This window comes from Roseovarius marisflavi, assembly GCF_900142625.1.
Lineage (GTDB): Bacteria > Pseudomonadota > Alphaproteobacteria > Rhodobacterales > Rhodobacteraceae > Roseovarius > Roseovarius marisflavi.
This window is the reverse complement of the sequence record NZ_FRBN01000018.1, coordinates 41,066-52,379: the sequence shown is the minus strand read 5'-3', so window position 1 is coordinate 52,379 and position 11,314 is coordinate 41,066. Positions and strand designations below refer to the sequence as shown.

Annotated in this window: 13 protein-coding genes; 9 read left to right on the top strand and 4 right to left on the bottom strand. The window is 61.0% G+C overall.

The genetic code is table 11. The features are described from left to right. From BUB78_RS14625 to BUB78_RS14610, 4 genes are all read right to left on the bottom strand, one after another. Entirely contained in the window at positions 1-1,440 is a 1,440-nt protein-coding gene (locus BUB78_RS14625; protein ID WP_425442194.1) for a phosphomannomutase/phosphoglucomutase, read from the bottom strand. A 74-nt stretch (positions 1,441-1,514) separates the two neighbouring features. Further along, positions 1,515-2,348 carry a 3-deoxy-8-phosphooctulonate synthase gene (kdsA, locus tag BUB78_RS14620; protein ID WP_073199229.1) on the bottom strand — a complete coding sequence of 278 codons (834 nt, stop codon included), beginning with the start codon at positions 2,346-2,348 and terminating at the stop codon, positions 1,515-1,517. A 2-nt stretch (positions 2,349-2,350) separates the two neighbouring features. Continuing rightward, the gene (locus BUB78_RS14615) at positions 2,351-4,030 is read right to left on the bottom strand and encodes a KpsE/RkpR family capsule polysaccharide export protein (RefSeq protein WP_073199226.1); all 1,680 of its coding nucleotides are present in this window, start codon (positions 4,028-4,030) and stop codon (positions 2,351-2,353) included. After that, positions 4,008-4,667, bottom strand: a complete 660-nt coding sequence (locus BUB78_RS14610; protein ID WP_073199224.1) for an ABC transporter ATP-binding protein — start codon at positions 4,665-4,667, stop codon at positions 4,008-4,010. The genes BUB78_RS14615 and BUB78_RS14610 overlap by 23 nt, the downstream gene beginning before the upstream one ends. A gap of 276 nt (positions 4,668-4,943) precedes the next feature. Here BUB78_RS14610 and BUB78_RS14605 point away from each other — a divergent pair, with 276 nt between their 5' ends. The 9 genes from BUB78_RS14605 to BUB78_RS14565 all read left to right on the top strand — a co-directional run bounded on the left by BUB78_RS14605 (position 4,944) and on the right by BUB78_RS14565 (position 11,298). After that, entirely contained in the window at positions 4,944-5,423 is a 480-nt protein-coding gene (locus tag BUB78_RS14605; RefSeq protein ID WP_073199222.1) for a UPF0262 family protein, read from the top strand. A 4-nt stretch (positions 5,424-5,427) separates the two neighbouring features. Beyond that, on the top strand, positions 5,428-5,889 hold the full coding sequence (locus tag BUB78_RS14600) for an arsenate-mycothiol transferase ArsC (protein WP_073199220.1): 462 nt from the start codon (positions 5,428-5,430) through the stop codon (positions 5,887-5,889). Then, positions 5,886-6,278: a ketosteroid isomerase-related protein gene (locus BUB78_RS14595; RefSeq protein ID WP_073199217.1), complete on the top strand. Its 393-nt coding sequence runs from the start codon at positions 5,886-5,888 to the stop codon at positions 6,276-6,278. Before BUB78_RS14600 ends, BUB78_RS14595 begins: the two co-directional genes overlap by 4 nt. Further along, positions 6,275-6,859 carry a GNAT family N-acetyltransferase gene (locus BUB78_RS14590; protein ID WP_073199215.1) on the top strand — a complete coding sequence of 195 codons (585 nt, stop codon included), beginning with the start codon at positions 6,275-6,277 and terminating at the stop codon, positions 6,857-6,859. The genes BUB78_RS14595 and BUB78_RS14590 overlap by 4 nt, the downstream gene beginning before the upstream one ends. Positions 6,860-6,973: 114 nt before the next feature. Further along, a complete protein-coding gene (locus BUB78_RS14585; protein WP_245813500.1) occupies positions 6,974-7,903 on the top strand; it encodes a lipid A-modifier LpxR family protein in 930 nt (309 codons plus the stop codon). Positions 7,904-7,975: 72 nt separating this feature from the next. Then, positions 7,976-9,040 carry a Hint domain-containing protein gene (locus BUB78_RS14580; protein ID WP_073199214.1) on the top strand — a complete coding sequence of 355 codons (1,065 nt, stop codon included), beginning with the start codon at positions 7,976-7,978 and terminating at the stop codon, positions 9,038-9,040. Between the two features lie 328 nt (positions 9,041-9,368). Further along, positions 9,369-10,325 (top strand): aspartate carbamoyltransferase catalytic subunit, encoded by a 957-nt coding sequence (locus tag BUB78_RS14575; RefSeq protein ID WP_073199212.1) that lies wholly within the window; start codon positions 9,369-9,371, stop codon positions 10,323-10,325. Beyond that, positions 10,322-10,852, top strand: coding sequence for a hypothetical protein (locus BUB78_RS14570; protein WP_073199209.1), 531 nt, complete (start codon positions 10,322-10,324; stop codon positions 10,850-10,852). The genes BUB78_RS14575 and BUB78_RS14570 overlap by 4 nt, the downstream gene beginning before the upstream one ends. Next, positions 10,849-11,298, top strand: a complete 450-nt coding sequence (locus BUB78_RS14565) for a hypothetical protein (protein ID WP_084732885.1) — start codon at positions 10,849-10,851, stop codon at positions 11,296-11,298. The genes BUB78_RS14570 and BUB78_RS14565 overlap by 4 nt, the downstream gene beginning before the upstream one ends. Positions 11,299-11,314 lie beyond the last annotated feature (16 nt).

Below are 11,314 nucleotides of genomic sequence, written 5' to 3'. Positions count from 1 at the left end.
TCAGATCGTCTGATCGTAGTCTCCGACGAGCGGTTCGGTGCGGATGACTGCGTCGATATCGGCGAAGATGGCGCGCATTTCGGCCTCGGATTGCGCGCTTTCGCAGACGACCACGAGATTGGGGGTGTTGGACGAGGCGCGCACCAATCCCCAGCTTCCGTTGTCGAGGATCACGCGGGCGCCGTTGACCGTAACCACCTCTTTGATCGGGCACCCGGCGAGCGGTTCACCGGCCTTGTGCTTGGCGACCAGTTTGGCGACCAAACGATCAAGCACCGCGTATTTTTCGGTATCGGCACAATAGGGCGACATGGTGGGCGTGGCCCAGGTTTGCGGCAGGGCGCGGCGCAGGTCGGACATCGACAATCCCGGATTGCGATCCATCAGTTTGCAGATTTCCACCGCGACGCGCAGGCCGCAGTCATAGCCCCGGCCAATCGGCTCGGCCAGAAAGTAGTGGCCGGATTTCTCGAACCCTGCCAGAGCGCCAAGTTCCTTGACCCGGCGTTTCATATGGCTGTGGCCGGTTTTCCAGTAATCCGCCCTGACGCCGTTCTTGATCAACACGGGGTCAGAGGCGAACAGCCCGGTGGATTTGACATCGGCCACGAAGGTGGCGCCGGGATAAATCTTGCTGAGGTCACGGGCCATGATCACGCCCACCTTATCGGCGAAGATTTCCTCGCCCTCATCATCGACCACGCCGCAGCGGTCGCCGTCACCATCAAAGCCAAGCGCGAAATCGGCACCTGTGGCGCGCACGCTATCGGCCATGTCGTGCAGCATTTCCATGGCTTCGGGGTTCGGGTTGTAATGCGGAAAGGTGTAATCCAGCCTGTTATGGCTCGCAATCACCTCGACGCCGATCCGCTCGAACAGCTCCGGCGCAAAGGCCGAAGCGGTGCCATTGCCGGTGGCGCAGACGACGCGCAGTTTGCGGGTCATGCGGAAATCGCCAACGAGGTCGTCAAGATAGGCCTCGCGCACCCCGTCAACAAATTCATAGGCGCCACCCGGACGGGGCACGCTGCGACCTTCAAGGACAATATCGCGCAACTCCGACATCTCGTCGGGGCCATGGGTCAGAGGGCGCTCAAAGCCCATCTTCACCCCGGTCCAGCCGTTGGGGTTATGGCTTGCGGTGACCATGGCGACGGCGGGCACATCAAGGTGGAACTGCGAGAAATAGGCCATCGGGCTAACCGCGGGGCCGATATCCTTGACGGCAATCCCGGCCTGCATCAGGCCGAGCATCAGCGCGTTCTTGATCGACAGAGAATAGTCGCGATAGTCGTTGGCGACCGCGATGACCGGGGCGATGCCGCGCGCGTGCATCTGGGTGCCAAGGCCAAGGCCAAGCGCGGTGATGCCGGGGAGGTTGATCTGGTCGGGGTATTTCCAGCGGGCGTCATATTCGCGAAATCCCGTCGGCACAATCATCGCATCACGAAGGAAATCCCAGGTATTGGGGGTAACGTCGGGCCTTGGTCTGGTCACGGCAATCTCTCTGTTTGTCAAAGGTGAATTGGATTGGTCTTGGCCAGACGGTCAAACTGCATCAAGGTGCTGATCAGCGCGGGCATCTGCGCCAGCGGGATCATGTTGGGCCCATCCGAGGGCGCGGTATCGGGGTCTTCGTGGGTTTCGATAAAGACCGCAGAGATGCCAAGCGAGACGGCGGCGCGCGCCATGACCGGGGCAAATTCGCGCTGTCCACCCGAACTGTTGCCTTTACCGCCGGGTTGCTGCACCGAATGGGTCGCATCCATCACCACCGGATAGCCGGTGGCGGCCATTTGCGGCAACCCGCGCATATCGGTGACAAGCGTGTTGTAGCCAAACGATGTGCCGCGTTCAGTGAGCATGATCCGGGTGTTGCCGGTGCTTTCGATCTTGGACACGACATTGGGCATGTCCCAGGGGGCGAGAAACTGGCCCTTCTTGACATTAATCACCGCGCCGGTTTCGCCCGCTGCGATCAAAAGATCGGTCTGGCGACACAGAAACGCCGGGATTTGCAATACGTCCACCACCTCGGCCACGGGGGCGCATTGATCGGGCAGGTGAACGTCGGTCAGCACCGGTATGCCAAGCGCATCCTTGACCGATTGCAACACCTTGAGCCCCTCGTCAACGCCAAGCCCGCGTTTGCCCGAGAGAGAGGTGCGGTTGGCCTTGTCAAAGCTGCCCTTGAAGATCAGCTGCGCGCTGAAGGCGGCGCAGGCCTCTTGCAGGGTGCCCGCGATCATCTGGGCGTGATCCGCCGATTCAAGCTGGCAGGGGCCGGAAATCAACGTCAGAGGCTGATCATTGGCAATGGAAAGGCCGTTTAGGTCAATTTTATTCATCTTTATGACGATACCTGTTCGCGCAGCACAGAGGCGGTGAGTGAGATCATCAGGTAGATACCAGAAAAGATCAGGAAGGCCAGTATCGTGTTTTCAAAGGACCGTGGATAGGACGCATCCTGCGAGGGCAGGGGGCGCACACTCACCGTCAGATAACGGACCTGTTTATTGGCCTCGATTTCGGATTGTCGCTTGGCCTCAAGCGCGGATTGTAGCACCAGATCAGAGGTCGAAAGATCGGCTTGCGCCATCTGGATCGCGGCGGTTTTGGAGGCCAGCGAGCTTTCACCCTCGGTCGCCTGTGTCAGGCGCGACTTTTGTCGCGTAAGCTCGGCCTGAAGGATATCAATCTCGCTTTCAAGCGCCTCAACCCTTGCGCGGTTCGGACGCGCGTTGTTAAGCTGGATGTTAAGGGCCAGTTGCTTTTCCTGCATTTGCAACTCGACCGTGCTGATCAGGCTGCGGATGCCGGCGATCTCGCCTTCGGGGTCAAGGATGCTGCCCTCCTGCAAGGACACGAGCATCTGTTGGGCGCTGCGGCGGTCGGCCTTGGCCTGATCAAGGCTTTCGATGGCGGTTTTGACCGCATCCTGACGCTTTTCCTGGCTGAGCTCGTCAACGCGTTCTTCGGCATAGGTGATCAGATGCTCGGAAAACGCGGCGCTGACCGCCGGGTCGGCGGTGGAGACCTCCATACGGATCACGCCTTCGGTCGGATCATAGCCCAGTTTCACGTATTTTTTGTACAGGCTGTAGGCGGATTCATTGCTTGCATCCGCTTCGAGACGTTGCAGCGGATCGATCCAGGGCTGGCTGAAATGCGCGCGAAAGCCGACATCGCCGTCAAGGCGCAGCATAGCGTCCTTGGATTGCAGATATTCCTGCGTGGCAATCGCATCCTGGCCGGTGGCGAACTGGCTTGGCAACAGGCCGCCAAGGCCGCCGCCGCTGCTGCCGCCGTCGGCCGACAGGATCAGAAAGGCGGATTTGGTCGAATACATCGGCGTGGCGATGGCATAGAAGTAATAGCCCACGACAATTGTCGGCAGCATCACGAAGGCCATCAACCGCGACATCAAAAGCAAAAGCTTGCGACGGCGGCGACGACCGATATCGCGCTGAATCGCCATGATCTCTTCGGCGCGCCGATCGGCTGGGCTTATGTCGGTGCTGGGCAGGGTCTGGCGCGCAATCGGCATGGTTTGCGGAAGCTGTATCCGCTGGCTCTGGGCCGCGTCGGCCGACTCGGCCGGGTTGGTCTCGGCACGGCCATCGGTGGCCACCAATTCAAGGATATTGGCGCGCTGGAACGGATCAATGCCGCGTACCCGCAGCAGGCGCACCGCATCAAAATCAGAGGTCGGGGCAAGTCCGTGCTTTTGCGCCATCCGCCGCGCCATGCGCAGCTGGCGACCGGTCAGCCCCTCTTTGCGGATATCGTCAACCGTCTGGGCGCTGCCGGTTTCGCGTGCAGACGCGACCTGGCCGATGCGCGCGCCTTCGGGGGGCGTTTCGCCCTGCGGAGCGTCGGCCGTATCGGTTTGTTTGCCCTGGGGCGAGGGTGTGGCATCGGGCGCCAAGGCGGCATTGCCCGGCGCCGTTTGCGACGCTCCGGTTCCGGCCTGCTGCGCCGTGGCGCTGCGACGGATGCGGAATTTTCTAGCCTTGGGTTTCGTAGTCATAAAGGTGCTTCGCCTCTTCCAAGGTATCAAACATATAAAGTTGCCCGCCCATCAGAACCGCAGCGGAACGGGCGAATTTTTCAAGCGTCTCGGGCTGGTGCGATACGATGATCACGGTTGTGGTGCGCAAGCGCTCTTTCAGGATTTCGCCGGCTTTGCGGTTGAATTCAACATCGGTCGAGCCGGGCATGCCCTCGTCGATCAGGTATATATCGAAATCCAGCGCCAACATCAGCGAAAATGTGAACCGCGCCCGCATGCCCGAAGAATAGGTGCCAAGCGGCTGGTCGAAATATTCGCCAAGATTGCACATCCAGCGACAGAACGATTCGATATAGTCGGGATCAAGCCCGTAGAGCCGTGCAATGTAACGCGAATTCTCAAGCGCCGACAGGCGGTTGACCACCCCGCCCATGAACCCCAGAGGAAAGGAAATGCGGCACCCGCGCCGGATTTCGCCCTCATCGGGCTTTTCCAGACCGGCCATCATGTTGATCAGCGTGGTCTTGCCGGTGCCGTTGGGGGCCAGAATGCCAAGGCTGCGGCCAAGCTCGACGCGAAACGACACCCGGTCAAGGATCACCTTGTGCTGGGTGCCCGTCCAAAAGGACTTGCTTACATTTTCGAACTCGAGCATCAAGTCGCCCCGGTTTCACACTGCTCCCCCGTTCTAGCGGGGTTTTATTAACGATGGCTTAGTTGCGTTTTGCACGCATTATGGCCGATCCTTCTGTATCATGCCAACGAAACGCGGCGATTTTATGCCACTAGCGGAAAAAAGTGCAGGCATTCCCCCGAAGCGTTGCCCAAGGGTGACGCCAGTGGATTTACCGCGCCCGCTTGCGAGGGTGCGATTGCCCCGGCGGGCGGGCTGCGCTAGGCACAGTATAACGCCCCGTGCCAGAGAAGTCCCATGAGCCGTATTTGTCATATTGAACTGGATGATGCCAACCTGCCGCCGCCCACGCCCGAAATCGAGCAAGAGCGCAAAGTGGCAATGTATGACCTCATTGAGGAGAACCGCTTTGATCTGCCTGCGCGCGATGGGCGCGCGGTGCCGGATGGCCCGTACCGTGTGGCCTTGTCGATCCGCGACAAGCGGCTGGTGTTCGATATCCGTACCGAGGCCGAGGAACTCGCGGCCGAATTCCACCTCTCGCTGAGCCCGTTTCGCCAGGTGGTCAAGGATTACTGGTCGATCTGCGAGAGCTATTTCGATGCAGTCAAGAACATGCCGCCAAGCCAGATAGAGACCATCGACATGGCCCGTCGCGGAATTCACAACGAGGGCGCGCGCGTTCTCGGCGAACGTCTTGAGGGCAAGGCCGAGGTTGACAATGACACCGCGCGCCGTTTGTTCACGCTGATCTGCGTGCTGCATTTCGGGGGCTGAGGGCATGCCCGAGCCGCTGCCGCAATCGGTTCTGTTTTGCTGCGATCACAATGCTGTCCGCTCGCCCATGGCCGAGGGCATCATGAAGAAATTCTATGGCACCGGCACTTATGTGCAATCGGCGGGTGTCAAAAGTGACATGGACATCGACGGGTTCAGCATCGCGGTGTGCCGCGAAATCGGGGTCGAGCTTGACCGCCATCGCACCCGCAGCTTTGACGAGATGGAACAATGGGGCGATGATCTTTCGTCGTTCGATGTCGTCGTTTCCCTGAGCCCCGCAAGCCAGCGGCGCGCGCTGGAGCTGACGCGGTTTTTTCATCTGGATGTCGTTTATTGGCCGATCATGGACCCAACCGGCCTTGCCCAGACCCGCGAGGCCCGGCTAGAGGCCTATCGAAAGACCCGCGATCAGATCATTGGCCACTTGCAAGAGCGGTGGGGCCCGCCCGGAGAAGAGACATGAACAGCACAGTCAAAGCCTATTTCGATGCCTTCAATCGCGGTGATGTGCCCGCCATGCTGGCCTGTTTGTCCGATGACGTTGCCCATTATGTCAACGAGGGCAAGGTGCGCACCGGCAAGGACGTGTTCCGCGACTTTTGCAAACATATGAGCCGCTGCTATCGCGAAGAGCTGACCGATATGGTGATTTTTGATGCCGAAGGCGGCACCCGCGCGGCGGCGGAATATATCGTCAACGGCACCTATCTTGAAACCGACGAGGGCCTGCCCGAGGCGAAAGGCCAGACCTATCGGTTGCCGGCTGGGTCGTTTTTTACCCTCAAGGACGGGCTGATCACGCGGGTTGTGACCTATTACAATCTTGCCGATTGGACGGCACAGGTGTCTTGATCCGGGTTGCGCGGCTGACCGGGGCGGCGCTTGGCGCGGCCTTGCCGGATGTGGCGGCGCTTCGGATCGCGGTGTTTCGCGACTTTCCCTATCTCTATGACGGCGACCTCGCCTATGAAGAGCAGTACCTTCAGACCTATCGCCAGAGCGGCGATGCCATTCTGGTCGGCGCCTACGATGGCACGCGCCTTGTCGGGGCCGCGACCGGTACCCCGATGGAGGATCACGCCCGCGATTTCGCCGCGGCCTTCAAAGGGCAGGGCATCGCGTTAAGCGACATCTTTTATTGCGCCGAAAGCGTGCTGTTGCCCGAGTATCGGGGGCATGGGATCGGGCATCGGTTCTTTGAGGCGCGCGAGGATCACGCCCGCACGCTTGGGCGCAGCCACTCTGCCTTTTGCGGGGTGGTGCGCCCTGCCGATCATCCGCTGCGCCCCGAGGGATACCGCCCGCTTGACGGGTTCTGGCGCAAACGGGGCTATGCGCCGCTTGCGGGCGCGGTTGCGACGTTTCGCTGGAAAGACATCGACCGGGACGAAGAGAGTGAGCATGCGCTGCAATTCTGGATGCGCGCGCTCTGAAACTTATGGGAATTGTGCCACTTTTCGTAAAATTTACGAAGTTTTGCTGGCAAATGGCCACAGGGGCTTGGTAGTTGCGATTGGCCGGGGGGCAACAAATCAGGAGCGTGCCATATGACGCGTCTTTTCGCCTTTGCCCTGTGCCTTTGTGCCGGATTTTCCTCGACCGCCATGGCCGAAGGCCGCGAACGGATCGGCTATGGCGTGCTGTTTACCAATGATCTTATCGGCGACACCAAAGACCGGTGGCGCACAGGGTCTGTAGCCTCGAGCCGGGTCTGGGCCGATGGCTGGACCGGGGTGGCGCCTGAGGGGTTTGGCGATCTGCTGGAATTTCGGTTCAATGGCGAGGTGATCGCGCCGGAAAGCCTGTCGCGCCCCGCCGCGCAGGACCGGCCTTTCGTCGGCGCCCTGAGCTTTGGATTGCATACGCATTTCAAACCGGCGCATGTCGAATTTGCCGTGGGGGCCGATCTTATTGTCACAGGCGCACAGACCGGGCTCGATGATTTTCAGGATTACATCCATGACATCGTGGGCGAGCGAAACATATCGCGCGCAGTGCGCCGCGACCAGGTGGACAACGCTTTTCGCCCCGCTGGGGTGCTCGAGGCTGGGCGCTCTTTCGAGATCGGGCGCGCACGTATCCGTCCCTTTGCCGAGGCGCGGGGCGGGGTCGAAAACCTTGTGCGTGCGGGGGCCGATATCACCATCGGGTCGCTGATGCAGGGCGAGTTGCTTGTCCGCGAGCCAGTGACCGGCCATCGCTATCGCGTGGTGCGCGCGGACAAGCCGGGCCTGGCCTTTATTCTGGGCGGCGATATCGCCTATGTGGACAGCAGCGATTACCTTCCGGCGCGCAGCGGTATCACCGTGCGCAGGGATCGCACCCGCCTGCGCGGCGGGGCGCACTGGGAAGGGCCGAGGGGCGGGTCGCTGTTTTACGGCGTGACCTGGCTTGGCGAGGAATTCGACCAGCAACACGGGGGCAGGTCGTGGGCTCTGTGCAGTTTAGGTTGCGTTTCTGACAAAAATTCCCGTTAGGGCTTTTCAGACTGATTCGTCTTTGTTAAGCTTTTGGTAATAATAAAAAACGATGAGGCAGACAGTAGGGTTATGGGAACGGGCTTTCGTGGCACGTTCGTCATCTCCTGGTCGCAAACGAAGTTGGATGGTCTGAGAGCTGCACCGGTGCAGTCGCTTTCTGTCGGGGTCACCTGGTCCTGGCATGGCGATACTGTGCGGGTGGATGGGCCGAATGAACTGCTGCGACTCGAGATGTCGGATGGCGAAGCCGTGAACCGCAAACGTGCGGCACGTATGGTGCGGCGCCTTGTGGGTGCGGCAGTGAACAATACACGCGATCTGGATCGGGTCGAGGTGGCAGACCCCCTTATGGATATCGGGTTCGTCGTGACTGACGGAACGCGCAGCTATACGGTGACCATCATCGAGGTCGGCGGTGGCGGCGCCCCGCTGTTGATGTTCCACGACGATATCCCGCCGGTCGGGCGCGAAATGTGGGTGGTACATCACTCTCTGGAGGGCATGCGCGGGGCCTCGACCGGGCCTGCGAGCGGCGGGGTGATCTGTTTCACCCCCGGCACGCGGATCGAAACCCCCGATGGGCCGCGCCTTGTGGAAGAGCTGCGCGAAGGCGACCGGGTGCAGACCAAGGATAACGGCGCCGAGGAAATCCAATGGATCGGCAGCCGCCGCATGACCGGTGCCCGCCTGTTTGCAATGCCCAGGCTGCGGCCTGTTCGCCTGCGGGCCGGGGCGCTTGGGATTGATCGGCCGGACGCGGAATTGCTTGTTTCGCCCGAACACCGGCTTTTGGTGCAAGGCGATGTGGCGCGGGCGTTGTTCAACACAACCGAGGTTCTGGTGACGGCGCGCGATCTTATCAATAATGACACGGTGACGGTCGATCTGGCATCGCGCGAGGTGACCTATATTCACCTGCTTCTGCCCTGCCATCAGATCATCTGGGCCAATGGCGTGGAAACCGAGAGCTTTCACCCCGCCAGTGCCGCGCTTTCAACCCTGTCGGATGCGGATCGCGGGCGGTTGCTTGCGCTTAACCCCAATCTGGAATTTGAACCGCACCTTTATGGCGGCTTTGCACGGCGCTGCCTGAACGGGTCAGAGGCGGCAATTCTTGCCTATGAGGCGGCCTGAAGTCAGGGCTCCGAGGCAGGGCCTTGATCCCTGCTGCCCTTGACGGGTCAGTTTCAGGCTTCGACAAACCCGAACAGGTGTCGCGTTTTTGCCGCGGCTCTCCTATCGTTCGGTCAAACAGGTGCCGCTTTAAGGTGCTGCGCCGGCCTCTGATATCAAAAACCCGGGTGCATGCCTGCAAGCTCCCTCGGGCGGGCGTCGCGTGAAAGCCGCGAAAGCGGTGTGGCTGAAACCGGCGGAATTTGAGTATTTATGGAAAGATGAAAGCCCCGCCTTGCCCCTGAGGCATGCGGTTTTTATAAGCAGGGCAAATCGGATTGGAGGCGGCATGACCTTTTCACACGCGCACCTGCTTGGGATCGAGCCACTGGCGCCAGCCGATATTACCGCCATTCTGGATCTGGCGGATGAGTATGTGGCGCTCAACCGGCGTGATGTGAAGCATGCCGATGCCCTGAAGGGGCTAACCCAGATCAACATGTTCTTTGAGAATTCGACCCGCACGCAGGCCAGTTTCGAACTGGCGGGCAAGCGGCTTGGGGCGGATGTGATGAACATGGCGATGCAGGCCAGCAGCATCAAGAAGGGTGAAACGCTGATTGATACGGCGATGACGCTTAATGCGATGCATCCGGATTTGCTTGTGGTGCGGCATCCGCATTCGGGAGCGGTGGATTTGCTGGCGCAAAAGGTGCGCTGTGCGGTATTGAACGCCGGCGACGGGCGGCACGAGCATCCGACCCAGGCGCTTTTGGATGCGCTGACGATCCGGCGCGCCAAGGGGCGGCTTCATCGCCTCAATATCGCGATTTGCGGCGATATCGCCCATAGCCGGGTGGCGCGGTCGAACCTTCTGTTGCTGGGCAAGATGGAAAACCGGGTGCGTCTTATCGGGCCGCCGACGCTTATGCCTGCGCAGATGCAGGACTTTGGCGTCGAGGTTTATGACGACATGCGAGAGGGGCTCAAGGATGTCGATGTGGTGATGATGCTGCGCCTTCAGAAAGAGCGGATGGATGGCGGGTTTATCCCGTCGGAGCGCGAATATTATCACCGCTACGGGCTTGATGGCGAAAAGCTGGCCTATGCCAAGGAAGACGCGATCGTGATGCATCCGGGGCCGATGAACCGGGGCGTCGAGATTGATGGCGAGATCGCCGATGATATCAACCGCTCGGTCATTCAGGATCAGGTCGAGATGGGCGTTGCGGTGCGGATGGCCGCGATGGATCTTCTGGCGCGCAACCTGCGGGCACGGCGCGCCGAGGCGGTTGAGGGCGCATGACCACGCTGTTGCGCATTCCGGCGCATGAGGCGCATGTGCTGCGGGTGTTTGCCGTCGACGAGGCGCCCGATGCGCCGGTTGAGGATCAGGCCGTTCTGGAAGCGCTGGGCGCCGAAGAGATCAAGACCGCCGAGATCGAGCTGTTCGATCTGGACGATCTCCAGGATATGACGCTGGCGGATTACCTGGCCGAGGGGCATGGCATCGCGGGCAATCAGCTTGAGCCGATGCGCGCGCAGCTCAATGGCCTGAGAGGGCGGGTGTTGTTGTTGCCCTCGCGGGCCTTTGACGGGCGCGCCCAGGAAATGCGGCCACGCGCGCCACTTCGGATGATCGGGCGCTTTAGTGAAGAGGTGGCCCCCGTGAGTTTTGCGCCGCTGCCTGCGGGTGGGGCGCAGGGCGCGATCCCCCTGAAGGCGGATAAAACGTCGGGTCGACAGCGGGCGGCACACTGGCTGGCGCTTGGCTTTTTTGCGGTCATGGCGCTGGTTCTGGCGCTTGTGATCAGCCTTGCGGTGCTGCCATGAACGGCGAGGGGCTGATCTATTCGATGGTGCCGACGACGCCGCTTTTGGCGGGTGAGAGGGTGGTTCACAGCTTTGCCCCGGATCGCGCGACCTATTGGCGCGATCATGCCTGGCTTGCGGCGGCGGCTATGGCGCTTGGCATGCTGGCGCTGTGGATTGCGGGCAATCCGCATGTCTGGACCGGGGCGGTTGGTGGCCTTGCTGCGGTGGCGGTGCGGGCGTTTTACGTGGCCTCGGACGAGATGCAGGTGCGGTGGGATTTGACGGATCTCCGTCTGCTTGGTCCGCAGACCCGCGCCGTGCCGCTGGCCCAGATCGCGACCCTGCGCAGTCTTGGCAGCGCGGTGCAGGTGATCACCAGGACCGGCGACAAGCATCTGTTGAAATATCAGCCCGACCGCGCCGACACGATTGCCCGGATCAGGGCCGCGATCGCCGTTACATAGGGAGAACGCCATGCAG